We start from the raw sequence: 25,738 nt of genomic DNA, 5'->3' as shown, positions 1-25,738 counted from the left end.
AACTTCGCTGCCGACAAGGGGACTTGAGCGGCGGGCGACGGGTGAGGGCCCGGCTTCCGGCCCCCTGGTGATCCGCCGGGGGGCCGTTCGGCTGGCGTGAAGTGTGAGGTACGGTCGCACGCCGTGTGACATCGATGTGACGGCCGCATGAAACGGTTTGCCGAACATGCGTAGGGTGCAGACAACTCATCAGGGGACGGGTCACAGGACCGACGAGCGGAGGAGGGAGCCGGAGCCATGGGCGACCACAAAGAACAGCCCCTTCGGGTCGGCGCGGCCGTGCGCCGCAGGCGCCGCGCGCTGGAGCTCACCCTCGCCGTCGTGGCCGAGCGCAGCGGCCTCTCGGTCCCCTTCCTGAGTCAGATCGAGAACGAACGCGCCCGCCCCAGCCGCGGCTCCCTGGAGAAGGTCGCCGACGCCCTGCGCACCACGGCCGTCGAACTCCTCGCCGCCGCCGACCCGGCGTGCAGCGTCGACGTCGTGCACGCCGAGGGCCCGGAGCCGGACTACGCACCCCGGATGCGTTCCCTGGTGCGCGGTCACCACCAGATGCACGCCCAGGAGTTCACCGGCGACCATGACGCGGGGCGTGAATTCCAGTACCGCAACGACCAGTTGCTGTACGTCGCCGACGGCGCGGTGGACGTCGAGGCGGAGGGGCGCGCCTACCGGCTGGGCCGCGGCGACACCCTGTACCTCACCGGCGGGGTGCGGCACCGCTGGCGGGCCACCGTGGCGGACACCCGTGTGCTCGTCGTCGCCGTGGCCGAACACATCGAGGCGGTCCGGGACCGGCCCCGGCGGTGAGAGTCGTCTCCCTGGTCCCCTCGCTGACCGAGGCGATCGCCCGCTCGGCACCGGGCGCCCTGGTCGGCGCCACCGACTGGTGCACCCATCCGGCGGACCTCGACGTCACCCGCGTCGGCGGCACCAAGAACCCGAAGCTCGACCGGATCACCGCCCTCGCCCCCGACCTCGTGATCGCGAACGAGGAGGAGAACCGGGAGCCGGATCTGGCCGCTCTGCGGGAGGCGGGTCTGGAGGTCCTGGTCACCGAGGTCCGGGACGTCCCGCAGGCCTTCCGGGAGCTGGCCCGGGTGGTCGAGGCGTGTGGCGTCGTACGGCCGCGCTGGCTGGACGAGGCCGAGGAGTCCTGGTCGGCGCTCACGCCCGCGGCGCACCGCAGGACCGCCGTCGTACCGATCTGGCGGCGGCCGTGGATGGTGCTGGGCCGGGACACCTTCGCGGGCGATGTGCTGTCCCGCCTGGACGTGGACCACGTGTACGCCGGCCACGAGGACCGCTATCCACGCATCCCGCTGGAGGAACTGCGGGCGGCGGCACCGGACCTGGTCGTCCTCCCCGACGAGCCGTACCGCTTCACCCCCGAGGACGGCCCGGAGGCCTTCCCCGGCCTGCCCTGCGCACTCGTCAGCGGACGGCACCTGACGTGGTACGGACCCTCACTGGCAGAGGCGCCAGGGGCGCTGGGCGAGGCCCTGCGAGCAGCGCGCCGCTGACGATCCCGCGCACGGTGTGCAGGGCGGCGGTGGCCCAGGCGGCGACGAGAACGACGTACAGCCCTGTGGCGAGCCAGTCGTAGACGACGAGTCCCGTGTGCCGGGCCAGCGCCTCGGCCCCCGTGACACAGGTGCCGACCGGGAAGGTGAAGGCCCACCAGGTCATCGCGAACCGCATCCCGTGCCGACGCGCACGGACGACGTGCGCGGTGGCGAGCGCCAGCCACAGCAGCGCGAACCCCATGACGGGAACGCCGTACAGCACCGCGAGGACGCCGAAGCCCTGGCTGTAGGGGGCGGCCACGACACCGGGGGCCACGTCCGCGAACGTGCCGACGGCGGTGGTGGACTGGCCGAGCGGGCCGAGGACCAGGAAGAGGGTCGGGGTGAGGACGAGGGGGAGCGGCCCGCCGGTGACGATCCGGGCGAAGACGAGCGGCAGCATGACCAGGGTCGCGAGAAGGCTGAGCCCGAACATCGCGAAGCAGGCGAGGAGCAGGGTCTCGCGCGGCTGACCGGCCGGGAGATGCGGCACGAGGAGCGGCCCGAGCGCGGCGGACACCATGGGCGCGACGAGGGGGAGCAGCCACACGGGTGTGGCCTGCCGCGGCTCGGCTTTCTGCCGTACGGCCATGAGGTACGGCACGGTGATCGCGGCGGCGAGTCCCACGGCCGTACCCGCGGTGAACAGCACGGTGTCGAGGGCGACCGCGGCCGTCGTGCCGATCCAGTACCGGCCGACGGTGAGGGCCCCGCCGCCGACGGCCAGCAGGGCCATGGCGAGACAGCCGTAGAAGGGGGCCATGGCGGGGTCGAGAAGGTGGGCGCGGGCCTGGTCGGCGTGGTGGCGCCAGTGCAGGGCGCGGGCGCAGAGGAGGGTGAGCAGCAGGGCGAGGGACAGGAGCCAGACGGCCGCGCAGATCGTGCGCAGGCCGGGGAGGTGCACGGGGAGCGCGCTGCCGGCGGTGGCGACGATCGCGGTGCCCATGACGGAGGCGTACCAGTTCGGCCCGAGGTGACGGACGGCGGTGACCATGTCCCCACGGTGTCGTTCGGGGCGGACGGCGACCAGGGAGTATGGCTCTATGAGGGCATAAGCTGTCTTTATGAGCGGTGTGGATCAGCAAGGGGCGGCGGTGGGCGGCGGGCTGGCCCACCGGGTACCGGATCTCGGGGCGCTGGAGCTGCTGCTGGCCGTGGCGCGGCTCGGGAGCCTCGGCGGGGCGGCGCGGGAGGTCGGCATCACCCAGCCCGCGGCGAGCAGCCGGATCCGCTCGATGGAACGGCAGCTGGGAGTGGCCCTCGTCGACCGCTCGCCCCGCGGCTCTCGGCTCACGGACGCCGGGGCGCTGGTGACGGACTGGGCGCGGCGGATCGTGGCGGCGGCGGAGGCCTTCGACGCGGGGGCGCAGGCGCTGCGGGTCCGGCGCGACTCCCGGCTGCGGGTGGCGGCGAGCATGACGATCGCGGAGTATCTGTTGCCGGGGTGGCTCCTCGCCCTGCGCGCGGGGCGCCCGGACACGGCGGTGTCCCTGCACGCGGGGAACTCGGCGACGGTGGCGGAGCGGTTGCTGTCGGACGAGGCGGACCTGGGCTTCGTGGAGGGGCTGACGGTCCCTCCCGGCCTCGACTCGGTGGTGATAGCCCACGACCACCTCATCGTGGTGACCGCCCCGGGACACGCGTGGGCGCGCCGCCGACGCCCTCTGGCCGCCACCGAACTGGCGACGACACCGCTGATCCTCCGCGAGAAGGGCTCGGGCACCCGGCAGGTCCTGGACGCGGCTCTGGGTGGGCTGGCCCGCCCGCTGATCGAACTCTCCTCGACCACGGCGGTGAAAGCGGCGGTGGTGAGCGGGGCGGGTCCGGCGGTCCTGAGCGAGCTGGCGGTGGGGGAGGAGCTGACGATGCGCCGACTGGTGCGGGTGCCGGTGGAGGGGGTGTCGCTGGCGCGTGATCTTCGGGCGGTGTGGCCCACGGGGCACCGGCCGGTGGGCCCGGCGAGGGACCTGCTGTCGCTGACGCGGGCGTAGGAGGTCTCCTCGCGGGGCGAAACCCCTGGCGGGTCGGCGGAGTCCAGACTCCTTGGCGGGTCGGCACGGTCGAAAACACTTGGCGGGTCGGCACGGTCGACCCTGACCGGCTACTTCCTGTACCACTCCCTGCTGCCCGCGCCGCCCGGCATTCCCACCGTCCGGGCCTTCCAGCGGGCACAAGGCGACACGGCCCTGGCCTGGCTCCGGCGGCGGCTCAGCCGGCGTTGACGGCCGCCGCCACCAGCCCCCGCATCACCCGCAGGTCCGTGCCCATCTCCGGATGCCACTGCACACCCAGCACCCAGGGCGGGCCGGGGAGTTCGATGGCCTCCACCGTGCCGTCCGACGCGTGCGCCGACGCCAGCAGGCCCTCCCCGAGGCGGTCCACCGCCTGGTGGTGATAGGCCGGTACGGAGGTCTCCTCCGGGGCGAGATCGCCGTACACGGTGCCCGGTACGGGCTTGACCGGGTGGTGGCCGAAGACGCCCGGCACCTCCGCGTGGCCGTTGATGTGCTGGACGAGCGTGCCGCCGAGAGCGACGTTCAGCAGCTGCATGCCGCGGCAGATGCCCAGGAGGGGGACACCGGCCGCCAGCGCCGCCTGGATCAGGGCCAGCTCCCAGGTGTCCCGGGCGCGAGCGGGCGGGCCCGTGCGGGGGTCGGGGGCGGCGCCGTAACGGACCGGCTCGACGTCCGGGCCGCCCGCGACGACCAGACCGTCCAGGCGGGCCACCGTCGCGGCCGCGTGCTCCGGTGCGTCCGGCGGGAGCATCGCGGCGAGACCGCCCGCGCGTTGGACGAGCCGCGGATAGCCCGCCGGCAGCAGTGCCGCCTCCAGCTCCCATACGCCCCAGCGCGCGCCGGCCTCGAGATACGTGCTGACACCGATCAGCGGTCGTACGGTCACACGGCCCTCCCAGGCTTGCAATGGCCCACGCGCATACCTTTGCTCCTGACGGTGTCAGGAATCAAGGTCACGCCAGGAAACCGCGCAGCAGCGCCGCCGTCCCCGCGCAGTGCTCCCGCATCATCTCCCGCGCCCCGTCGGCGTCCCCGTCCAGCACCGCCTCCACCAGTGCCGCGTGCTGCCGTTGGGAGTGCTCCAGGTTGCGGACCAGCAGCGGGATGCAGTCCAGGAGGTCGTTCACCGAGGCCCGTACCGCCGCGTACTGGGCGGTCAGCGTGGGCGAGCCGCACAGTTCCGCCAGCGTGAGGTGCAGCAGCGTGTCCAGGCGCCGGTAGTCCGCCAGCGGGGCCTCCTGGGTGGCCGCCAGGGCCTCGCGCAGCCGCTCTGCCTGCTGGTCAGTGAGGCCGTGCGTCGCGCACAGACCCGCCGCACCCACCTCCAGGACCTCCCGGAAGCGCAGCACGTCCTCGATGTCCGCCTCGGCGATCCGGCGCCGCAACTCCTCCTCGCCGACCGCGTCCTGCGCACGGGGCAGGACGAACGTGCCGCCGTACCGCCCGCGCCGCGACTCCACCAGTCCCTGGTCCTGGAGCACCTTCAGCACCTCGCGCAGCGTCACCCGGCTGATCCCGAGCCGCTCCGCGAGCTCCCGCTCGGCCGGCAGCCGCCCGCCCCCAGGCACCAGGCCGAGCCGCACGACCTGGAGTATCTGCTCCAGCGCCTCCTCGAAGCCGTTGCCCGCCCTGACCGGCCGCAGCACCGGCGTCAACCGGTCGTCCGGGCCGCCGTCAGCGTCCACCGACATATGGCCGAGCCCCCTTCCCAAGCAATGGTTCAGAGCAATACCTTATGGCTCCCGGCCCGGTCGGAAAAACGCGCAGCAGCCGAAGGAGCTCTCCCGTGGCAGACCGCACACCCCCGCTCGGCGTCGAGGAGCTGCATGCCCTCGTCGCGAGCGGTGAGATCGACACCGTCGTCCTGGCCTTCCCCGACATGCAGGGCCGGCTCCAGGGCAAGCGGTTCGCCGCCCGTTTCTTCCTCGACGAGGTACTCCACCACGGCACCGAGGGCTGCAACTACCTCCTCGCCGTCGACACCGAGATGAACACCGTCGACGGCTACGCGATGTCGTCCTGGGACCGGGGGTACGGCGACTTCGCCATGCGCCCCGACCTGAGCACCCTGCGCCGCGTGCCCTGGAACGCCGGTACGGCCCTGCTGGTCGCCGATCTCGCCTGGGAGGACGGTTCCCCGGTCGTCGCCGCGCCCCGCCAGATCCTGCGCCGCCAGCTGGAGCGGCTCGCCGAGCTCGGCTACACCGCCCAGGTCGGCACCGAGCTGGAGTTCATCGTCTTCAAGGACACCTACGAGCAGGCCTGGGACGCCAACTACCGAGGGCTGACCCCGGCGAACCAGTACAACATCGACTACTCGGTGCTCGGCACGGGACGCATCGAGCCCCTGCTCCGCCGTATCCGCAACGAGATGGCGGCCGCCGGGCTCACCGTCGAGTCCGCCAAGGGCGAGTGCAACCCCGGCCAGCACGAGATCGCCTTCCGCTACGACGAGGCCGTCGTCACCTGCGACCAGCACGCGATCTACAAGACCGGTGCCAAGGAGATCGCCGCCCAGGAGGGCGTGTCGCTCACCTTCATGGCCAAGTACAACGAGCGCGAGGGCAACTCCTGCCACATCCACCTCTCGCTCGCCGACGCCGCCGGCAACAACGCGATGGCCGGCCCGGACGGGATGTCGGACGTGATGCGGTACTTCCTCGCGGGGCAGCTGGCGGCCCTCAGGGACTTCTCGCTCCTCTACGCCCCCAACATCAACTCCTACAAGCGGTTCCAGCCGGGCTCCTTCGCCCCCACGGCCGTGGCCTGGGGCCACGACAACCGCACCTGCGCCCTGCGGGTCGTGGGACACGGCCGCTCGCTGCGCTTCGAGAACCGGCTGCCCGGCGGGGACGTCAACCCGTACCTCGCGGTCGCCGGGCTGGTCGCGGCGGGGCTGTACGGCATCGAGCAGAAGCTGGAGCTGCCGGAGGCGTGTACCGGCAACGCCTACACCGCCGAGTACGCGCACGTCCCCACCACCCTGCGCGAGGCGGCCGAGCTGTGGGAGAACAGCCCGATCGCCAAGGCCGCCTTCGGCGACGAGGTCGTCGCGCACTACCGCAACATGGCCCGCGTCGAGCTCGAAGCCTTCGACGCGGCGGTCACCGACTGGGAGCTGCGCCGCTCCTTCGAACGCCTGTGAGAGGTACTTCCTTGTCCGCGTCGTCCTACGAGCACGAGCTGACCGTTCTCAACCCGGCCACCGAGGAGGTCGTCGCCACCGTCCCCGCCGCCACCGCGGCCGACGTGGACGAGGCCGTCACCAGGGCCGCCAAGGCGCAGGCGAAGTGGGCCGCCCTCGCGCCCGCCGACCGGGCCCGGCTGCTGCGCCGGTTCGCCGACGTCGTCGACCAGCACGTCGAGGAACTGGCCCGGCTGGAGGTCCGCGAGGCCGGTCACCTCCTCGGCAACGCCCGCTGGGAGGCGGGCAACGTCCGTGATCTGCTGGCCTATGCGGCCGGGGGAGTGGAGCGGCTGAACGGCCGCCAGATCCCGGTCGCCGGCGGCCTCGACGTCACGATCCTCGAACCGCTCGGTGTCGTCGGGGTCATCGCGCCCTGGAACTTCCCCCTGCCCATCGCGGCCTGGGGTACGGCCCCCGCGCTCGCCGCCGGCAACGCCGTCGTCCTCAAACCCGCCGAGACGACCCCGCTCACCGCCCTGCGGCTCGCCGAACTCGCCCTGGAGGCAGGGCTCCCGGAGGGCCTGTTCCAGGTACTGCCGGGCCACGGCCCGGTCACCGGCACCGCCCTCGTCCAACATCCCGGCGTCGCGAAGATCGTGTTCACCGGCTCCACCGCCACCGGCCGTGCCGTCATGGAGCGCTGCGCCCGCCAGGTCAAGCCCGTCACCCTCGAACTCGGCGGCAAGAGCCCCAACATCGTCTTCGCGGACGCGGACCTGCGCACGGCCGTCGACCCCTTCTCCTTCCTCGACAACTCCGGCCAGGACTGCTGCGCCCGCACCCGGATCCTGGTCCAGGAGTCGGTCTACGACGAGGTCCGCGAACTGCTCGCCGACGCGGTGAGCGCCGTGGTCGTCGGCGACCCCGCCGACGAGAAGACCCAGATGGGCCCGCTGATCTCCCGCCGGCAACTGGACCGCGTCCGGGCACTGGTCCCCGCCGACGCCCCCGGCCTGCGCGGCAGCGCCCCCGACGGGCCCGGCTTCTGGTTCGCGCCGACCGTCCTCACCGGCGAGGCACCCGACTCCGAGGCCGCCCGCGAGGAGATCTTCGGCCCGGTCGCCGTCCTGCTGCCCTTCACCGACGAGGAGGACGCGATCCGGCTCGCCAACGACACCCCGTACGGCCTCTCCGGCTCCCTGTGGACCCGCGACCTGGGCCGCGCCCTGCGCGTCTCCCGGGCGGTCAAGGCGGGCAACCTGTCCGTCAACTCCCACTCCAGCGTCCGCTACTGGACCCCCTTCGGCGGCTACAAGCAGTCCGGACTCGGGCGCGAGCTCGGCCCGGACGCCCTGACCGCCTTCACCGAAACCAAGAACGTCTTCATCAGCACGGAAGGCCCCGCGCAGTGACCTCTTCGACCGATCAGATCGTGTGCCGTCGTCTCGTCGGCCGCACCGCCGTCATCACCGGAGCCGGCAGCGGCATCGGTCTCGCCACCGCCCGCCGGCTCGCCTCCGAGGGCGCCCACGTCGTCTGCGCCGACGTCGACGAGGCCCGCGGCAAGGCGGCCGCGGACGAGGTCGGCGGGCTCTTCGTCAAGGTCGACGTCACCGACCAGGAGCAGGTCGAGGCCCTGTTCAAGACGGCGTACGACACCTACGGCAGCGTCGACGTCGCCTTCAACAACGCGGGCATCTCCCCGCCCGACGACGACTCCATCCTGGAGACCGGCCTGGAGGCATGGAAGCGCGTCCAGGAGGTCAACCTGACCTCCGTCTACCTGTGCTGCAAGGCGGCGATCCCCTACATGCGGCGCCAGGGCAAGGGCTCCATCATCAACACGGCGTCCTTCGTGGCGAGGATGGGGGCGGCCACGTCCCAGATCTCCTACACCGCCTCCAAGGGCGGCGTGCTCGCCATGTCCCGCGAACTGGGCGTGCAGTTCGCCAGGGAGGGCATCCGCGTGAACGCCCTCTGCCCGGGCCCGGTCAACACCCCGCTGCTCCAGGAGCTGTTCGCCAAGGACCCCGAGCGGGCCGCGCGCCGGCTCGTGCACATTCCGGTCGGCCGGTTCGCCGAGGCCGAGGAGATCGCCGCCGCCGTCGCCTTCCTGGCCAGCGACGACTCCTCCTTCGTCAACGCCAGCGACTTCCTCGTCGACGGCGGCATCTCGGGGGCGTACGTCACACCGCTGTAGGTCTCGCCCTACAGTGCCCCCATGAGCAGGAGGCTCCCGCCCGGCTGGTACCCGGACCCCGACGCTCCGCACCTGGAGCGCTGGTGGGACGGGACGGCCTGGACGGACCACCGGCGCGCCCCGGAGGGCCCCGGACCGCCACGGCCGGCCGGCGGGGCCTCGGGACGCGCGAAGGCCGTGGCCCTGACGACCTCGGGGGTCGTCCTCGTCGCCGCGATCGTCAGCGGGGCGTTCGCCCTCGCCCGGGGCGACGGGGACGACGTCGTGGCGGACACGGCACCGACGGTCGCGACGCCCCCGCCTTCCCCGCCTTCCACGGCCTCCCCGGCCCCGTCCCGCCTGGACGACGAACTCGACGGCATCAGCCTGCCGTTGCCCGACGGCTGGATCCCGGCGAAGTCCGTCACCCGCGACAACGTCGTGATGACCACCGGCGGCGGCAGGGTCTTCACGCACACCCTGCCCGCGAACCCCGGGGCGTCCCCGGAATCCGTCGCGAAGAAGGACATACGGCTGGCCGCCGACAGTTCCTACGTCGGCATCCGCAGCCACCGGGTCGTCGGATCCGAGCGCGTCGCCGTCGCCGGATGCACCGGATACCTGGTGCGCTGGCGGGTGAGGACGGCCCGGGGATCCGAGGGTTACGTCCAGTCGCTGGCCTTCACTCCCGCCCCCGGCGGACCCAAGGACGCCGTCGTCGTCCGCTTCGCCTTCGACGCCCCTCCTGACGGACCGCCGCTTGCCGACATGGACCGGATCACCCACGGGATCCGGTCGCTCGGCCGTTGACCTAGAGGAACGTGTGGCCTTCCCCGCGGTACGTCGGGGCGGTCGCCGTCACCGTGTCCCCCTCGATCAGGTGCAGCCTCTCGAACCGCTCGCACAGCTCACCGGCCTTGGCGTGCCGGAACCACACCTTGTCGCCGAGCAGCAGATCGTCCGCGGGCGCGCCGAGCAGCGGGGTCTGCACCTCGCCGGGCCCCTCCTGCGGGTCGTACTTCAGCCCCTCCGGCAGATACGGCACCGGCAGCCGGTCCGGTCCGGCCGCGCCGGAGGCCGGGTAGCCACCGCCGAGGACGGTCACGACGCCGACCCCCGGCCTGCGCACGACGGGCTGGGCGAAGAGGGCGGCCGGACGTCCGCTGAAGGACGTGTAGTTGTCGAACAGCCTCGGGACGTACAGCCCCGACCCGGCGCCGATCTCCGTGACGGCGTCCTCCGCGGCGGTGTGCTGCACACTGCCCGTGCCACCGCCGTTGACGAACTCCAGGTCCGGTACGACGGCCCGCACCGCGCGCACGACCGCGGCGCGCCGCTCGGCGAGCTCCCGGCGGGCGGTGGCCTGCATCAGCCGGACGGCCCGGGAACGCAACGGCCGTCCGGCGACCGAGTCCCCGACACCGGCGATGTGCCCCTCGTAGGCCATGATCCCCACGACCTGGAACCCGGGGCGCCGGGCCACCGCGCGTGCCATGTCGGCGACCTGGGCGGGGGAGTGCAGCGGCGAACGCCGGGCACCGACCCGCACCTTGCCGCCGAGCAGCTTCAGTGAGGTGTCCAACTCCAGGCAGACCCGGATGACTTCGGTGCCGCCCGCGCGGGCCCCGTCGATGAAGGCGAGCTGCGCCGGGTCGTCGACCATCACCGTCACGGCGGCGGCGAGCTTGGGATCGGCGGCGAGTTCGGCGTATCCGGCGCGATCGGCGGAGGGATAGGCGAGCAGGATGTCGTCGAAGCCGCCCCGGGCCAGCCACAGGGACTCCGCGAGCGTGAAGGACATGATGCCCGCGAACCCATCCTTCGCCAGGACGCGTTCGAGCAGTGCCCGGCACCGCACGGACTTGCTGGCGACGCGGATGGGTTTCCCCGCCGCCCGGCGGACGAGATCGTCCGCGTTGGCGTCGAAGGCGTCCAGGTCCACGATCGCGAGGGGGGCGTCGAGATGGGCGGTGGCCCGGTCGTAACGGGCCCGGTCGGCGGCGCGCGCAGTCATGAACGAAGAGTGCCAGACAGGATTACCGCAGGGTAGGGGGACGTTCCGGGCAGATACCCCCGGCCTGGTGGACTGGTTCCCGTTCGCCCAGGAACAACCCGTAGAGTGACGCGCACGCACGCAGGGCTGGTTGCCCCCGTCGCCGCCGCGCCGGGATGCCGGCCCTTCCGTGCGGGTATGCGTGCCCGGACGGCCGTCTTCCCTGCCGGCGGCTCCGACGAGGGCCCGCGCACGACCGAACGGCCCGGACATGAGGAAACGGGGGGGCATGAGCACCGAAGCACGCCGCGCCTCGATTCCTCCGCGCCCGACGACCCCACCGAGACCGGCCCAGCCGCCGGCGGTGGGCGAGGACGGGCCGGGCTCGGAGCCGTCCGAGGAGTCGGCGCGCCGGGAAGCCGTCGAGCCGGGCCGGCGGGAGATCGTCGAGCCGGGCGGGCGGATGAGCGAGGACACCGACTGGCAGGCGTTCGGTGAGCGAAGCCGACGAGGCCCGGGAGCGCAGGGGCGGGCGACGTTCGGCGGGTTCGACTGGCAGGGGTCCGGGGAGGACGGCGCACGGGGGTCCGGCGGTCCCGACCCGTCGGGTCGCCGGGCACCCGGTGACGCGGGCCGACAGGACGCCGCCGCCACGGCGGGCGGGGAGCGGACCCGGGCATCGGGTGCCACCGGTCGGCCGCCGATACGAACGACCGACGACGCGGGCTCCGGCCCCACACCACCCAACGGTGAGGCATGGTCAGCGGCGGACGGCCGCGGGGCCGAGGGCGCACCATTCCCCGCCGCCGACGCACCGGCGAACCCTCGCACCGGCACGGGGCGGCCCCAGCCCCCCTCCGACACCGACGCCCGCTCCGGCCCCCGGAACTCGACCACCCCGTTCCCCGGCAGCACCCCGCCTCCGCCCCCCGCCTCGGCCCGGTTCCCGGACACCCCTCCGGCGCCGGATCCGCACACCGCCGGGGTTCCCGCGCAGGGTTCGCCGTCGGTGTCCGGTGTCGTACCGCCCCGGCCCGGCACTCAGCCCTCCGTGCCCCCGCGTCGTAGCGACGCCCCCGCCGAGAGCGCGTCCGAGACGACGTTCCGGATGCGGCCGGTGCCGGCGGCCGGTGACGGACGTACCGGCTCGGCGTCCGCGCCTTCCGCGTCGCGAGGGGCTTCCGGCGGCACCGCCGTACCGCCCGTGCGCGACGCCCGCCCCGGCTCCGGCTCCGGCTCCGGTCGTCCCGGAGCCGATCCCGACCGTCCGGGCGGCGCCGCAGGGCCGCAGGCCGGTGCGCGGCCGGGTGCGCCCGCCCGCCCCGGATTCCCGCCCCGCCCCACGCGTGAGGCGCCGGGCGCCAGTGCCCTGCGCATGCCCCCGGCGCCCGCGGGGCCGCCGACCACGCCGCCTGCGCCCACCAGCCGGCCCTCCAGGCCCTCGGCGCCCGGCTCCCGGCCTTCCACACCCGCAGCACCTCCCGGCCGGCCCTCCACGCCTCCGACCCCCGCAGAATCGTCGGCCGCCTCCCTCGCACCCGACCCCGCCCTCTCCTGGAGCGCCCCCATGCCCCCGCATGCCGGAACGTCCGGCAACGGGCGGCCCGTCGTGTCGTTCGGCGAGCCTGAGGTCGGCTACAAGGAGCGGTCGTGGGGGGTACGGATCCCTCCCCGGATCGCCGCCGTGGCCGCGTGTGCCGTGCTCGGGCTCGGGCTCATCGGCGGTGCCGTGACCGGGAGTTGGCTGATCGGGGACTCCGGGGACGAGGGCGGCGGCGACAGGTTCGCCCAGGCCGGTGAGCTGTGGCACAGCGTGCCCGTCGACCAGCTGTTCCCGCCGACCGTGGACGGCCAGGGCGCCGGGCCCGGCGGAGCCGACCGCACCTGGACACGGATCGCCGTCGCCCCCGACAGCGGCTGCACGAACGCCTTCGACCCCCTGCTGCGCAAGGCCCTCGCGCCCGTCGGCTGCGAACGCCTTCTGCGCGCCACCTACACGGACGCCACCCAGAGCTACGTCACCACCGTCGGCCTCCTCTTCACCGACGCCGACGCCACCGCCATGCGCGAACTCGACACCCGCTTCACCCGCGACGGCCTGGCCGACCGCACCGACCTGATGCCCCTCCCGTACGCCGCGAAGAACACCCTCGCCGCGGACTTCGGCGCGGCGCAGCGGGCCTCCTGGACAATCTCCGTCCTCACCGACGCCCCCGTGGTCGCGTTCGCCGTCTCCGGCTGGGCGGACGGCCGTACGGTCGACACCCCGGAGCCCGCCGAGAAGGCCATGGAGTCCGGCGACACCACCCCCGCCGCCCAGGCCGGTCTCGGCAACGAGGCCCAGGGGCTGGCCGACCGTGTCGAACGCGCCCTGCGCAAGACCGTCACCTCGCCCCCGGAGCAGTCCTCATGAGCGTCACGACCCGTCGGGCAGGTCTCCTGAGCGTCCTGCTCGCCGCCTCCGTCGCCCTCGTCCCGCCCACCGCCGCGCACGCCGACGGCATCCGCGCCAAACAGTGGGCCCTGGACGCCATGCACACCCAGGAGGCCTGGCAGACCACCAAGGGCGCGGGCGTCACCGTCGCCGTCCTGGACACCGGCGTCGAGAACGACCACCCCGACCTCGTCGGCAACGTCCTCACCGGCAAGGACATGATCGGATTCGGAGCCGTGCGAGGGCAGCGGCCCTGGGCGCGGCACGGCACCGCCATGGCCGGCATCATCGCCGGTCACGGACACGGCGTGGGCAACGGCGACGGTGTCATGGGCATCGCCCCCGAGGCCAAAATCCTCCCCGTCCGCGTGATTCTCGAGGACGGCGACCCGGCCCGCGCCAAGGCCCGCAACACCCGCGGCAACGCCCTGGCCGAAGGCATCCGCTGGGCCGCCGACCACGGCGCCGACGTCATCAACCTCTCCCTCGGCGACGACTCCGCCTCCGCGCACCCCGAGGCCGGTGAGGACGACGCCGTCCAGTACGCGCTGGGGAAGGGCGCCGTCGTCGTCGCCTCGGCCGGCAACGGCGGCGAGAAGGGCGACCACATCTCCTACCCGGCCGCCTACCCGGGCGTGATCGCCGCCACCGCCGTCGACAAGTTCGGCACCCGCGCCTCCTTCTCCACCCGCCGCTGGTACGCCACGGTCGCGGCCCCCGGTGACGACGTCGTCATCGCCGACCCCGACCACAAGTACTACGAGGGCTGGGGAACCAGCGCCGCCTCCGCGTTCGTCTCGGGCGCGGTCGCCCTCGTCAAGGCCGCCCACCCGGAGCTGACGCCCGCACAGATCAAGAAGCTCCTGGAGGACACGGCCCGCAACGCCCCCTCGGGCGGCCGCGACGACTCCCGCGGCTTCGGCTTCGTCGACCCCGCGGCAGCACTGAAGGCCGCGGCCCGCCTCAAGCCGCAGGGACTGCAGCCCGCGTCCTACGGCGAGAAGTACTTCGGCTCCGGCCCCGACTCCGCCAAGTCGGAGAGCGACACGGCCAGTTGGGCGGCCCCGCTCGCGGGCGGCCTGGGCGTGGCCCTGCTGGTCACCGGGGTGGTCCTGTGGCGCGGCCGCCGGGGCCCCCGCCGGTCCTACGAGGGCTTCTGAGCGGGGCGAAGCCTCAGCGGGCCGCCGCACTCGTGGCGTTCGCCGACGCGGATGCCGAGGCATCCTCTCCCGCGAACACCGACACCGCCGCCTTCGCCGCCACCTCCACCAGCGAAATCCCCTTCGCCTGTGTGGAACTCCCCTTCGAGAGAACGGCCACCAGATACGCGTGGCCGTCCACCGTCACCCGTCCGATGCTGTTGATGTCCCACAGCCCGGTCGTGCTGCGCGGCAGCCACCCGTTCTTCAGCGCCCACCCGGAGCCGTCGGCCGCGGCCGACACCCCCCACTGCTGGTCGGCCTCTATCCGGCCCATGAGCCCCTGAAGATACGACCGCGAGGTCTCGCTGAGCTCCGAGTCGTCCCCGAACACCTGCTGGAGCAGGGTGAGCTGGTCGGCCGCCGTGGTCTGGGTCAGCCCCCACAGCGCCCCGTCGCCGCCCTCCGTGCCGGTCAGCCCGAACTTCTTGTTGGCCGCGTCGAGCCCGGAGGCCCTCCCGATGATGTCCCACAGCGCCGACGCCGCGGTGTTGTCGCTGTTCTCGATCATCGTGGTGGCGTACGCCTTCTCCCGCGCGCTGAGCCGTGTGCCCGCCTCCTGGTGGCGGAGCAGCAGCGCCGCCAGGATGTCGACCTTCACGATGCTCGCCGTGTCGAAGGCCCCGTCGCCGTGCACAGCGCTGTCGCCCGACTCCAGGTCGAGCACCGCCGCCGAGACCTTCTCGTCGCCCGTCACGCGCACCGCCTTCATGGCGTCGGACAGCCGCGCGTCGAGATCCACCACCGGCTCCGTCACAGCCGCCGCCTCCTCAGTCGTGGCCGCCGGCGAGGGCGAGAACGACGGCGTCGGCGCCGACGATACGGTGCCGCCCCCGGAGTGCGCCTGCGCCTTCACGTACACGGTCCCCCCGGCCGTGACGCCGGCGATGGCGACGCAGGCGAGCGCGGTGTACATCAAAGGTCGCAGGGGGAACCTGCGGACGCGGCGGCCGGCGGCTGCGGAGGACTCCATGCCGCCGATCGTCGGGCCGCCGACTGTGCGGGCCGTTAGACGGACGTTAGAGCTGTGTCAGCGAACTCTGAGAAACCCGTGAAAGCGGTCACGGGCGGGTTTCCGGGCCCGCACAACCGCAGCAGCAAGCCCGCTATAGGGTCGGTGACCGTGGCGAACAAGAACATTCCCGACCCCGGCTTCTCCGACGACGACGGCTCCGCCGATCCCCGGCTGAGCGCGGCGCTCGCGGCCTGGGCCGAGGACCGCGCCGCCGTGGGCCCGGTCCTGGACGCCCTCAAGGGCGCCCGGCTGCTCGTCCCCGTGGTGGCCGTGCTCGGCGAGGTCGAGGAGGACGAGAACGGGCTGCGCCGCGAGAAGACCAGCGACATGGCCGTCCCCACCCTCAAGGCCGGATCCCGGACCGCCCTGCCGGCCTTCACCTCCACCGCGTCGCTGGCCCGCTGGGACCCCGAGGCCCGCCCCGTCGCCGTACCCCTGCACCAGGCGCTGCAGGCCGCCGCGCACGAGAAGGCCGACACGGTCGTCCTGGATCTGGCGGGGCCGGTGCCCTTCGAGCTGACCGGCTCCGCGTTGCTCGCCCTCGCCGAGGGCCGCGCGAGCGCCGATCCGCTGGCCGACCCGGCCGTCATCGGGGCCGTGCGCGACGCCGTGGCCGCCGAGCCCGCCGTGCTCCGCGCCCACCTCGGGCCGGGGCAGGCCGACGGCACCCTGGCCCTCGTACTGGAGCCCTCCGCAGCGCCCGCGGACGCCGCGCGGGCCGTCGCCGAGCGCCTCGCCGCCGACGAGACACTGAGGGCCCGCCTGGTGCGGGGCCTCGACCTGGCACTGCTGCCGGCCGGGGCCACGCCTCCCGGCGAGCCCTTGTACGTACGGGGATGAGCTAGCCGTAGATCGGCCCGGTGTACTTCTCGCCGGGGCCCTGGCCCGGCTCGTCCGGGACCAGGGACGCCTCGCGGAAGGCCAGCTGGAGGGACTTCAGGCCGTCCCGCAGCGGGGCCGCGTGGAAGGAGCTGATCTCCGTCGCGCTCCCGTCCAGCAGACCGGCGAGGGCGTGGATCAGCTTGCGGGCCTCGTCCAGGTCCTTGTACTTGTCGCCCTCCTCGGTCAGACCGAGCTTCACCGCGGCGGCGCTCATCAGGTTGACGGCGACCGTCACGATCACCTCGACGGCGGGGACCTCGGCGATGTCGCGGGTCATCTCGTCGAAGTCGGGGGAACCGGGAGAGCCGGCGGACGCGGGAGGGGTGTCACTCATGGCCCCCACGATAGGGCCCGGCGCACGGCGGTTCGCACCACCCCCGGGTTGCTGCTAACCTTGTGTAACGACCGGCTGGACATTCGCGTGTCCGGCCCACAAGTGGAGGCTCCGAACTCCCACCTGACCGTCCTCCGGGGCGGCGGGTCACCCCGGTCAGGCGGCCACCATCGTTCCGTACGGACGATGGAGTCGCCCGAAAGTGCGCCCCGCGTCATCGCGGCGGTGCTCCGGCAGTGTTGGAGCCCCGTCTGTGATCCGCCGGGGCATTTTTTGTTCCTCGGCGCGGTTAGGTCTGACAAAAGACATACGCGGCTGTCCGCCAGACCGCCGTGTGGTGCTAACCGAGGAGGATCCATCAGCGCCGAGCCCCGCATCAACGACCGGATTCGCGTTCCCGAGGTGCGACTTGTCGGTCCCAGTGGCGAGCAGGTGGGCATCGTCCCCCTGGCCAAGGCACTGGAGCTTGCGCAGGAGTACGACCTGGACCTGGTCGAGGTCGCGGCGAACGCCCGTCCGCCCGTGTGCAAGCTCATGGACTACGGGAAGTTCAAGTACGAGTCGGCCATGAAGGCCCGTGAGGCGCGCAAGAACCAGGCGCACACGGTCATCAAGGAGATGAAGCTCCGGCCGAAGATCGACCCGCACGACTATGACACCAAGAAGGGTCACGTCGTCCGGTTCCTCAAGCAGGGCGACAAGGTCAAGATCACGATCATGTTCCGTGGTCGCGAGCAGTCCCGGCCCGAGCTGGGCTACCGACTGCTGCAGCGTCTCGCGGAGGACGTCCAGGACCTCGGCTTCATCGAGTCGAATCCGAAGCAGGACGGCCGAAACATGATCATGGTTCTCGGTCCGCACAAGAAGAAGACCGAGGCGATGGCCGAGGCCCGCCAGGCGCAGGAAGCCCGCAAGGCAGACGCGAAGGCCAACCCCGGCAAGTCGCAGAACGCCGCGGAGGACGACCACGTCGAGGACGAGGCCGAGGTCGAGGTCGAGGCCCCGGCAGAGGCTTCCGCCGAGGCGTGACCCCGGGGGACGCGAGTCCCCAGGACACAAACCGATACAAGAGCGACGCTCACCGTGCCCGGTTTCAGGACCGGGCACCGGAGCGCCACCGACGAGGAGAGAACGGCGCTATGCCGAAGAACAAGACGCACAGCGGTTCCAGCAAGCGCTTCAAGATCACCGGCTCCGGCAAGGTGCTCCGCGAGCGCGCCGGCAAGCGCCACTACCTCGAGCACAAGACGTCGCGCCTGACGCGGCGCCTCACCGGCAACGCCGAGATGGCCCCGGGCGACGCCAAGAAGATCAAGAAGCTTCTCGGCAAGTGACGTACCCGGCGCCTTCACCGAGCGCCGTACGTCTGGACCGGGACCCCATCGATACCGGGCCGTGTGAGTCCAACCACGGCCCCGCTACAAGGAGTTAACAAGTGGCACGCGTCAAGCGGGCAGTCAACGCCCACAAGAAGCGCCGGGCGATCCTCGAGGCGGCCTCCGGCTACCGCGGTCAGCGTTCGCGCCTGTACCGCAAGGCCAAGGAGCAGGTCACCCACTCGCTGGTCTACAACTACAACGACCGCAAGAAGCGCAAGGGTGACTTCCGGCGGCTGTGGATCCAGCGCATCAACGCCGCTGCCCGCGCCAACGGCATCACGTACAACCGCTTCATTCAGGGTCTGAACGCGGCGAACATCGAGGTCGACCGCAAGATCCTGGCCGAGCTGGCCGTCAACGACGCGACGGCGTTCGCCGCGCTCGTCGAGGTCGCGCAGAAGGCTCTGCCGGCGGACGTGAACGCGCCGAAGGCCGCGTGACGCTGCGCCGGCCCTAGGCCGACGTGACTGTGTGGACCCGCAGGCTGTGATGCCTGCGGGTCCGCTGTTTCCCGGAACACATCCGAAGGTGAAGAGCATGCCCCCCGTCGCCCCCGAGCTGATCTCCCCCCGTTCCCCCCGGGTCTCCGCCGCGCGGCGGCTCGCCAAGCGGAACTTCCGGGGGAAGGAGCGGCTGTTCCTGGCCGAGGGGCCGCAGGCGGTGCGGGAGGCCTCCGGGCACGGTCTGGTGGAGCTGTTCGCCACCGTGGAGGCGGCGGAACGGTATGCCGACATCGTCGGAGAGGCCCGGTCCGTCGGAGCCCGGGTGCACCTCGCCGACGAGGACGTCATCGCCGACATCTCGACGACCGTCACCCCGCAGGGGCTCGTCGGGATCTGCCGGTTCCTCGACACCCCCTTCGAGGAGATCCTCGCCGGCCGGCCCCGACTCGTCGCCGTGCTCGCGAACGTGCGGGACCCCGGGAACGCCGGCACCGTGCTGCGGTGCGCCGACGCGGCCGGTGCCGAGGCCGTCGTACTGACCGACGCGTCCGTCGATCTCTACAACCCCAAGGCCGTACGGGCCTCCGTGGGCTCCCTCTTCCACCTGCCCGTCGCCGTCGGGGTGCCCGTGGAGGAGGCCGTCGAGGGGCTCAGGCGGGCCGGTGTGCGGATCCTCGCCGCCGACGGGGCCGGGACCGACGACCTCGACGCCGAGCTCGACCAGGGCACCATGGGCGGGCCGACCGCATGGGTGTTCGGCAACGAGGCCTGGGGGCTCCCGGAGGAGACCCGCGCGCTCGCGGACGCCGTGGTGCGCGTCCCGATCCACGGGAAGGCCGAGAGCCTGAACCTCGCCACCGCGGCCGCCGTATGTCTCTATGCGTCAGCCCGTGCACAGCGCGCCCCCGGAGGGTGCCGCTCCGTCACCGAGAACCAGTAAGGTGACCAGCTCGGGGGCCCTGCGCCGTCGGAGAGGTGGGGTACGGGGATGAGTGTCGGCACGAGGAGCGCCCAGGACGTGCCCGGAGCCTGTGGTGCCGCCGAGCTCGGCATCGATCCCGACCAGCTGCCCGACGGCCTCGTCGTCGCGGACGAGCAGGGCCGCGTGATCTGCTTCAACGCCGCCGCGGCCCGGATCACCGCCCTCCCCGCCGAGGACGCCCTCGGACAGCGGCTGGAGAAGGCGCTCCCATTAGAGGACCTCGAGGGACGGCGCTGGTGGCAGCTGACCGATCCGTACGGCGGCCTCGCCATCCGCAGGCGACAGCCCGAACGGAATCTGCTGCTGCCGGGCGGCCGTGAGGTCCTCGTCTCCGCGCAGTACGTGCGCACCCGGCCGACCGGACCCGTCCACCGCGTCGTCATCGCCCTCCGGGACACCGAGGCCCGCCGCCGCACCGAGCGCAGCCACGCCGAGCTGATCGCCACCGTGGCCCATGAACTCAGGTCCCCGCTCACCTCCGTCAAGGGCTTCACCGCGACCCTCCTCGCCAAGTGGGAGAGGTTCACCGACGACCAGAAACGGCTGATGCTGGAGACCGTCGACGCGGACGCCGACCGGGTCACCCGGCTCATCGCCGAGCTCCTCGACATCTCCCGCATCGACTCCGGGCGCCTGGAGGTCAGGCGCCAGCCCGTCGACATCGGCGCCGCCGTCGGGCGCCACATCCAGGCCTACGTCGCCGCCGGCCTCGCCGCCGACCGGTTCCTGCTCCGCCTCGAGCAGCCGCTGCCCGCGCTGTGGGCCGACCCCGACAAGATCGACCAGGTGCTCAGCAACCTGCTGGAAAATGCGGTGCGGCACGGCGAGGGAACCGTCACGATTGACATCACGCCCACGGCGTCCCCCCGCGAGGGGGAGGACACCGGCACGTCGGTCACGGTGAGCGACGAGGGTCCCGGCATCCCGGAGGAGTCCATGAACCGCGTCTTCACCCGCTTCTGGCGGGGCAGCAAGCGCGGTGGCACCGGCCTCGGGCTGTACATCGTCAAGGGCATCGTCGAAGCCCACGGCGGCACCATCACGGTCGGCCGCGGCCCCCAGGGCGGCGCCGAGTTCCGATTTACGTTGCCCGTGAGCGCTCCGGCCTACCTGACCTGAGACCGGCCTGAGCAGCCCGCGGGCGTATCCGTACACCTCCACCCCGTTAGACTCGGCCCTTGGCACCCATGTGTCCCATGGACGGCCCTCTGACCTCTGAGTGAGTCGGTGACGGGGACCTTCAGCCAGCCAATCGGAAGCACGGGAAGAGATGTCGGCACCGAACAAGTCGTACGACCCTGTAGAGGTCGAGGCCCTGAAACCGGAAGAGATCGAGCGCATGCGGGAGGAGGCGCTCGCCGCCTTCGCCGCCGCGGACTCCCTCGACGCGCTCCAGGAGGCCAAGGTCGCCCACACCGGGGGCACCTCCCCGCTGGCCCTCGCCAACCGCGAGATCGGCGCCCTGCCCCCGCACGCCAAGGCCGCCGCCGGCAAGCTCGTCGGCCAGGCCCGCGGCGCGGTGAACAAGGCCCTCGCCGGCCGTCAGGCCGAGCTGGAGGCCGAGCGCGACCAGCGCGTACTGGTCGAGGAGGCGGTGGACGTCACACTGCCGTACGACCGCGTACCGGCCGGCGCCCGCCACCCGCTCACCACGCTCTCCGAGCGCATCGAGGACGTCTTCGTGGCCATGGGCTACGAGGTCGCCGAAGGCCCGCAGGTCGAGGCCGAGTGGTTCAACTTCGACGCGCTCAACATCGGCCCTGACCACCCGGCCCGCGGCGAGCAGGACACCTTCTTCGTCGAGGGCCCCCAGGGCGGTACCGAGTCCGGTGTCGTACTGCGCACCCACACCTCGCCCGTGCAGATCCGCTCGCTGCTCAGCCGTGAGCTGCCGGTCTACGTGATCTGCCCCGGCGTCGTCTACCGCACCGACGAGCTGGACGCCACGCACACCCCGGTCTTCCGCCAGGTCGAACTGCTGGCCGTCGACGAGGGCCTGACCATGGCCGACCTCAAGGGCACCATGGACCACATGGTCCAGGCGCTGTTCGGCGAGGGCATGAAGACCCGGCTGCGCCCGAACTTCTTCCCCTTCACCGAGCCGTCCGCCGAGATGGACATGGTGTGCTACGTCTGCCGCGGCGAGTCCGTCGGCAACCCCGACCGCCCCTGCCGTACCTGCTCCTCGGAGGGCTGGATCGAGCTGGGCGGCTGCGGAATGGTCAACCCCAAGGTGCTGACCGCCTGTGGCGTGGACCCGCAGAAGTACAGCGGCTTCGCCTTCGGGTTCGGCATCGAGCGGATGCTGATGTTCCGCCACAACGTCGAGGACATGCGAGACATGGTCGAGGGTGACGTCCGGTTCACCCGGCCGTTCGGGATGGAGATCTGATGCGGGTCCCGCTTTCTTGGCTGCGGGAGTACGTCGACCTGCCGGCGACCGAAACCGGCCGTGACGTCCAGGCCAAGCTCGTTTCCGCAGGGCTCGAGGTCGAGACCGTCGAGCACCTCGGCGCCGACCTCAAGGGCCCCCTGGTCGTCGGCCAGGTGCTGACCATCGAGGAGCTGGAGGGCTTCAAGAAGCCGATCCGCTTCTGCACGGTGAACGTCGGGCAGGCCAACGGCACCGGTGAGCCGCAGGAGATCGTCTGCGGTGCGCGGAACTTCGCCGTCGGCGACAAGGTCGTCGTGGTGCTGCCCGGCGCGACGCTGCCCGGCGGCTTCTCGATCTCCGCCCGCAAGACCTACGGCAAGACCTCCCACGGCATGATCTGCTCCGGCGACGAGCTGGGCATGGGTGACGACGGCAGCCACGGCATCATCGTGCTGCCGCCGGAGACCGAGGTCGGCAAGGATGCCATCGAGCTCCTGGAGCTGGTCGACGAGGTCCTGGACATCGCCGTCACCGCCAACCGCGGCGACTGCCTGTCCATCCGGGGCGTGGCCCGCGAGGCCGCCATCGCCTATGGCCTCCCGCTGAGCGACCCCGCCCTCCTCGACGTGCCCGGCCCGAACGCCTTCGGCTACCCGGTGCAGGTCTCCGACCCGCTCGGCTGCGACCGCTTCACGGCCCGTACGGTGACCGGCCTCAGCCCCGAGGCGCGCTCCCCGCTCTGGCTCCAGCGCCGTCTGCAGAAGGTCGGCATGCGCCCGATCTCGCTCGCCGTCGACGTCACCAACTACGTGATGATGGAACTCGGCCAGCCGCTGCACGCCTACGACCGCTCCCTGGTCCAGGGCACCATCGGCGTGCGCCGGGCCGCGGAGGGCGAGAAGATCGTCACCCTCGACGGCGTCGAGCGGAAGCTGCACGCCGAGGACCTGGTCATCACCGACGAGCGCGGTCCGATCGGCCTCGCCGGCGTGATGGGCGGCGCCAACACGGAGATCGCCGACCACGCGTCCTCGCAGGGCACGACGGACGTGGTCATCGAGGCCGCGCACTTCGACGCCGTGGCCATCGCGCGTACGGCCCGTCGCCACAAGCTGTCCTCCGAGGCGTCCCGGCGCTTCGAGCGCGGTGTCGACCCGCAGGCCGCCGCCGCTGCCGCGCAGCGCACGGTCGACCTGCTGGTGCTGCTCGCGGGCGGCACCGCCGAGGCCGGTGTCACCGAGGTCACCGCCCCGTCGGCCCCGCACACCGTCAGCGTCCCGGCGGACCACCCGGACAAGGTCGCGGGTGTCTCCTACGGCCGCGAGACCGTCGTACGGCGTCTTCAGGAGGTCGGCTGCGACGTGTACGGGCAGGACGAGCTGATCGTCACCGTGCCGTCCTGGCGTCCCGACCTCCAGGACATCAACGACCTGGCCGAAGAGGTCATCCGGCTGGAGGGCTACGAGAACCTGCCCTCCACGCTGCCCAGGCCGCCGGCCGGCCGTGGCCTGACCCACCGCCAGCGGCTGCACCGCAGGGCCGGGCGGGCGCTCGCCGGTGCCGGGTACGTCGAGGCGCCGAACTACCCCTTCGTCTCCGAGCAGGTCTTCGACCAGCTGGGCCTGGAGGCCGACGACCCGGCCCGCCGTGTCGTCAGGCTGACCAACCCGCTGAACGACGAGGAGCCCGCGCTGCGCACCTCGCTGCTGCCGGGGCTGCTCGGTGCCCTGCGGCGCAACGACGGGCGGGGGTCGCACGATCTGGCGCTGTTCGAGACCGGGCTGGTCTTCCTGCCGCGCTCGGAGCAGCGGGTCGCCGCGGTGCTGCCGGTGGACCGGCGTCCCACGGACGCGGAGATCGCCGAACTGGATGCCGCGCTACCGGAACAGCCGCGGCACGTGGCCGTGGTGCTCGCCGGTGCGCGGGAGCAGGCCGGCTGGTGGGGCAAGGGCCGTCCGGCCGACTGGGCCGACGCGGTCGAGGCCGGGCGGCTGGTCGCGCGTGAGGCCGGCGCCGAGCTGGTCGTGCGGGGCGGTCAGTACGGGCCGTGGCACCCGGGGCGGTGCGCCGAGTTCGTCGTCGGCGACACCGTGGTGGGTCACGCCGGTGAGCTGCACCCGCGGGTCGTGAAGGCGTTCGGGCTGCCCGCGCGCACCTGTGCGATGGAGCTGGACCTGGATGTCCTCGAGGCGGTCGGCGGCGACACCCCGCAGGCGCCGGCCATCTCCACGTTCCCGGTGGCCACGCAGGATGTCGCCCTGGTCGTCGACAAGTTCGTGCCCCATGCCGAGGTCGAGACCGCGCTGCGTGAGGGTGCGGGCGAACTCCTCGAAGGGATCCGGCTGTTCGACGTGTACGAGAACGAGGAGCAGCTGGGGGACGGCAAGAAGTCGCTGGCCTATGCGCTGCGGTTCCGGGCCGGGAACCGGACCCTGACCGTGGACGAGGCGTCCGCGGCCCGGGACGCGGCGGTCGCCCTCGCCGGGGAGCGTACGGGAGCTGTGCTGCGCGGTTGAGCGTGGCGGAGAGTGTGGTCACCTCACTGCGGTCACCTCACTCAATAGGGTGAGTTCCCCCGGCGATCTGGCCCTTTTGGCCCATGTGGTCGACAGAATCGGACCGGCCTTTCGAGGTCGGTCCGATTGCGTGTGCAGGGCCTAGTTGGGGGGCCATCGGCATGATGTGCTTGAGGGCTGCGGTGCCTCGTGTCGGGCGTGCCGCTCGCCTCGTGGTCCGCAGAGGCCACCGGAAGACGCGCCGCGTGCTCACGCTCGGGCTGCCCACCGTGTGGGGTGCCGTCGCGGTCACGTACAAGCTGACCTGCCCGCTCGCGCAGCAGAACGGCCTGGCCGCGCGGGTCGCCAGCAGCGCCGTGTTCTTCGCGGTGGGCACCGGACTGATCATCCATGTCCGGCGCGCCCTGCTGCGTGAGCTCAGACAGGCCCGCCAGGTCGCGGGTGCCGCCCAGAGCGCGCTGCTGCGGCCGTTGCCCCCGCGCATCGACGGACTCACCGTGGCCGCCGCCCAGATGTCCGCCGACCGGGGCGCCAGCATCGGCGGCGACCTGTACGAGGCCGTCGCCACGGAACACGGGGTACGGGTCGTCATGGGCGATGTCCGCGGCCACGGCCTCGCCGCCATCGGTACGGCCGCCGCGGTCCTCGGCAGCTTCCGCGAAGCCGTCCACGACGAGCCGGAACTGGCCGGGGTGCTGCGCAGACTGGACCGTGCGCTCGCCCGGCACCTGCGCGAGCGCGCCGAACGGGACGGCACGGTCGCCGAGGAGTTCGTCACCGTACTGCTGCTGGAGATCGGTGGGGACGGCGAGCTGCGGGCACTGAACTGCGGCCATCCCTGGTCGTACCTGGTGAGTGGCGCAGTGGTCGAGCCACTCTCCTGCGCGGACCCCCTGCCCCCTCTCGGCCTGTTCCCCTTGCCCTGCGAACTGCCGGTGCTGGAGTGCGGTCATCTGCTGACGGGGGAGACGCTGGTCCTGCACACGGACGGTGCCGAGGACGCCAGGGATGCTCATGGCCGGTTCTTTTCTCTGCCCACGGTGCTCCAGGAGGCTGTGCGAGCCACACCTCAGGCGGTATTGGGCACAGTGTTCACAGCCCTGCTGGATCATGCGGGTGGCACACCCAAGGACGACGTGGCCTTACTGGTACTGAGAAACGACCGTCAACGCCAATCCACCTCAGGGGCGCGGGGAACTGCGCGACCAGCCACAACGCACCCGCAGCCGACAACACACCTCACCTGAACCCCGGTCGAGCCCACGGCCGGGCCACCGCACTGTACGAGGGGGAGCCGGCGGCCC

At 72.5% G+C, this 25,738-nt stretch carries 23 protein-coding genes and 1 pseudogene; 18 read left to right on the top strand and 6 right to left on the bottom strand.

The annotated features are described in order from the left end of the window. The first annotated feature begins 237 nt into the window (after positions 1 to 237). Both ACIBJB_RS22180 and ACIBJB_RS22175 read left to right on the top strand, forming a co-directional pair. The gene (locus ACIBJB_RS22180) at positions 238 to 807 is read left to right on the top strand and encodes a helix-turn-helix domain-containing protein (RefSeq protein ID WP_398932818.1); all 570 of its coding nucleotides are present in this window, start codon (positions 238 to 240) and stop codon (positions 805 to 807) included. Continuing rightward, positions 804 to 1,520 carry a helical backbone metal receptor gene (locus tag ACIBJB_RS22175; protein ID WP_398932817.1) on the top strand — a complete coding sequence of 239 codons (717 nt, stop codon included), beginning with the start codon at positions 804 to 806 and terminating at the stop codon, positions 1,518 to 1,520. The genes ACIBJB_RS22180 and ACIBJB_RS22175 overlap by 4 nt, the downstream gene beginning before the upstream one ends. Here the strand turns inward: ACIBJB_RS22175 and ACIBJB_RS22170 are convergent. After that, positions 1,432 to 2,556 carry a TDT family transporter gene (locus tag ACIBJB_RS22170; RefSeq protein WP_398932816.1) on the bottom strand — a complete coding sequence of 375 codons (1,125 nt, stop codon included), beginning with the start codon at positions 2,554 to 2,556 and terminating at the stop codon, positions 1,432 to 1,434. The genes ACIBJB_RS22175 and ACIBJB_RS22170 overlap by 89 nt on opposite strands. Before the next feature lie 70 nt (positions 2,557 to 2,626). Between ACIBJB_RS22170 and ACIBJB_RS22165 the strand changes: the two genes are divergently transcribed. Further along, positions 2,627 to 3,553, top strand: coding sequence for a LysR family transcriptional regulator (locus ACIBJB_RS22165; protein ID WP_398932815.1), 927 nt, complete (start codon positions 2,627 to 2,629; stop codon positions 3,551 to 3,553). Between the two features lie 217 nt (positions 3,554 to 3,770). Here ACIBJB_RS22165 and ACIBJB_RS22160 read toward each other — a convergent pair whose 3' ends face one another. Beyond that, the gene (locus ACIBJB_RS22160; protein WP_398932814.1) at positions 3,771 to 4,463 is read right to left on the bottom strand and encodes a gamma-glutamyl-gamma-aminobutyrate hydrolase family protein; all 693 of its coding nucleotides are present in this window, start codon (positions 4,461 to 4,463) and stop codon (positions 3,771 to 3,773) included. 67 nt (positions 4,464 to 4,530) lie between these two features. Continuing rightward, complete coding sequence (locus ACIBJB_RS22155; protein ID WP_398932813.1) at positions 4,531 to 5,268, bottom strand: FadR/GntR family transcriptional regulator; 738 nt, start codon at positions 5,266 to 5,268, stop codon at positions 4,531 to 4,533. A 95-nt stretch (positions 5,269 to 5,363) separates the two neighbouring features. Between ACIBJB_RS22155 and ACIBJB_RS22150 the strand changes: the two genes are divergently transcribed. The 4 genes from ACIBJB_RS22150 to ACIBJB_RS22135 are packed head-to-tail and all read left to right on the top strand — an operon-like array spanning position 5,364 to position 9,693. Next, positions 5,364 to 6,722 carry a glutamine synthetase family protein gene (locus ACIBJB_RS22150; RefSeq protein WP_059207870.1) on the top strand — a complete coding sequence of 453 codons (1,359 nt, stop codon included), beginning with the start codon at positions 5,364 to 5,366 and terminating at the stop codon, positions 6,720 to 6,722. An 11-nt stretch (positions 6,723 to 6,733) separates the two neighbouring features. Beyond that, positions 6,734 to 8,116, top strand: coding sequence for an aldehyde dehydrogenase family protein (locus tag ACIBJB_RS22145; protein ID WP_398932812.1), 1,383 nt, complete (start codon positions 6,734 to 6,736; stop codon positions 8,114 to 8,116). After that, positions 8,113 to 8,904, top strand: a complete 792-nt coding sequence (locus ACIBJB_RS22140) for a 3-oxoacyl-ACP reductase (RefSeq protein ID WP_398932811.1) — start codon at positions 8,113 to 8,115, stop codon at positions 8,902 to 8,904. Before ACIBJB_RS22145 ends, ACIBJB_RS22140 begins: the two co-directional genes overlap by 4 nt. Positions 8,905 to 8,925: 21 nt before the next feature. Next, a complete protein-coding gene (locus ACIBJB_RS22135) occupies positions 8,926 to 9,693 on the top strand; it encodes a DUF2510 domain-containing protein (protein WP_398932810.1) in 768 nt (255 codons plus the stop codon). Position 9,694: 1 nt separating this feature from the next. On the opposite strand, the gene ACIBJB_RS22130 is transcribed toward ACIBJB_RS22135, so the two are convergent. Continuing rightward, positions 9,695 to 10,897, bottom strand: coding sequence for an amino acid deaminase/aldolase (locus ACIBJB_RS22130; protein ID WP_398932808.1), 1,203 nt, complete (start codon positions 10,895 to 10,897; stop codon positions 9,695 to 9,697). Between the two features lie 1,588 nt (positions 10,898 to 12,485). Between ACIBJB_RS22130 and ACIBJB_RS22125 the strand changes: the two genes are divergently transcribed. Both ACIBJB_RS22125 and mycP read left to right on the top strand, forming a co-directional pair. Beyond that, positions 12,486 to 13,289 (top strand): hypothetical protein, encoded by an 804-nt coding sequence (locus tag ACIBJB_RS22125; RefSeq protein ID WP_398933041.1) that lies wholly within the window; start codon positions 12,486 to 12,488, stop codon positions 13,287 to 13,289. Next, positions 13,286 to 14,470 carry a type VII secretion-associated serine protease mycosin gene (mycP, locus tag ACIBJB_RS22120; protein ID WP_398932807.1) on the top strand — a complete coding sequence of 395 codons (1,185 nt, stop codon included), beginning with the start codon at positions 13,286 to 13,288 and terminating at the stop codon, positions 14,468 to 14,470. The genes ACIBJB_RS22125 and mycP overlap by 4 nt, the downstream gene beginning before the upstream one ends. 13 nt (positions 14,471 to 14,483) lie before the next feature. Here the strand turns inward: mycP and ACIBJB_RS22115 are convergent, their stop codons facing one another. Then, on the bottom strand, positions 14,484 to 15,482 hold the full coding sequence (locus tag ACIBJB_RS22115) for a serine hydrolase (RefSeq protein WP_398932806.1): 999 nt from the start codon (positions 15,480 to 15,482) through the stop codon (positions 14,484 to 14,486). A 150-nt stretch (positions 15,483 to 15,632) separates the two neighbouring features. Here ACIBJB_RS22115 and ACIBJB_RS22110 point away from each other — a divergent pair, with 150 nt between their 5' ends. Next, positions 15,633 to 16,364 carry an SseB family protein gene (locus ACIBJB_RS22110; RefSeq protein ID WP_398932804.1) on the top strand — a complete coding sequence of 244 codons (732 nt, stop codon included), beginning with the start codon at positions 15,633 to 15,635 and terminating at the stop codon, positions 16,362 to 16,364. Position 16,365: 1 nt separating this feature from the next. Here ACIBJB_RS22110 and ACIBJB_RS22105 read toward each other — a convergent pair whose 3' ends face one another. After that, entirely contained in the window at positions 16,366 to 16,740 is a 375-nt protein-coding gene (locus ACIBJB_RS22105; protein WP_398932803.1) for a DUF1844 domain-containing protein, read from the bottom strand. A gap of 332 nt (positions 16,741 to 17,072) precedes the next feature. Between ACIBJB_RS22105 and infC the strand changes: the two are divergent. The 8 genes and pseudogenes from infC (at position 17,073) to ACIBJB_RS22065 (ending at position 25,681) form a co-directional block, all read left to right on the top strand. Beyond that, positions 17,073 to 17,769 (top strand): annotated as a pseudogene (gene infC / locus ACIBJB_RS22100) (translation initiation factor IF-3). 110 nt (positions 17,770 to 17,879) lie between these two features. Further along, entirely contained in the window at positions 17,880 to 18,074 is a 195-nt protein-coding gene (gene rpmI, locus ACIBJB_RS22095) for a 50S ribosomal protein L35 (protein WP_057614273.1), read from the top strand. 101 nt (positions 18,075 to 18,175) lie between these two features. Continuing rightward, positions 18,176 to 18,559, top strand: coding sequence for a 50S ribosomal protein L20 (gene rplT / locus ACIBJB_RS22090; protein ID WP_020132316.1), 384 nt, complete (start codon positions 18,176 to 18,178; stop codon positions 18,557 to 18,559). Between the two features lie 97 nt (positions 18,560 to 18,656). After that, positions 18,657 to 19,502 (top strand): TrmH family RNA methyltransferase, encoded by an 846-nt coding sequence (locus ACIBJB_RS22085; protein ID WP_398932802.1) that lies wholly within the window; start codon positions 18,657 to 18,659, stop codon positions 19,500 to 19,502. Positions 19,503 to 19,550: 48 nt separating this feature from the next. Further along, complete coding sequence (locus ACIBJB_RS22080) at positions 19,551 to 20,663, top strand: ATP-binding protein (protein ID WP_398932801.1); 1,113 nt, start codon at positions 19,551 to 19,553, stop codon at positions 20,661 to 20,663. 151 nt (positions 20,664 to 20,814) lie between these two features. Continuing rightward, the gene (gene pheS / locus ACIBJB_RS22075) at positions 20,815 to 21,936 is read left to right on the top strand and encodes a phenylalanine--tRNA ligase subunit alpha (RefSeq protein WP_212672070.1); all 1,122 of its coding nucleotides are present in this window, start codon (positions 20,815 to 20,817) and stop codon (positions 21,934 to 21,936) included. Further along, a complete protein-coding gene (pheT, locus tag ACIBJB_RS22070) occupies positions 21,936 to 24,434 on the top strand; it encodes a phenylalanine--tRNA ligase subunit beta (protein ID WP_398932800.1) in 2,499 nt (832 codons plus the stop codon). Before pheS ends, pheT begins: the two co-directional genes overlap by 1 nt. Before the next feature lie 161 nt (positions 24,435 to 24,595). Further along, positions 24,596 to 25,681, top strand: a complete 1,086-nt coding sequence (locus ACIBJB_RS22065) for a PP2C family protein-serine/threonine phosphatase (RefSeq protein ID WP_398932799.1) — start codon at positions 24,596 to 24,598, stop codon at positions 25,679 to 25,681. The last annotated feature ends 57 nt before the right edge of the window (positions 25,682 to 25,738 follow it).

Origin of the sequence: Streptomyces sp. NPDC050759 (assembly GCF_044456945.1) — a bacterium.
Lineage (GTDB): Bacteria > Actinomycetota > Actinomycetes > Streptomycetales > Streptomycetaceae > Streptomyces.
The sequence above is the reverse complement of the archived record's forward strand: the minus strand, read 5'-3'. Positions and strand labels throughout refer to the sequence as shown.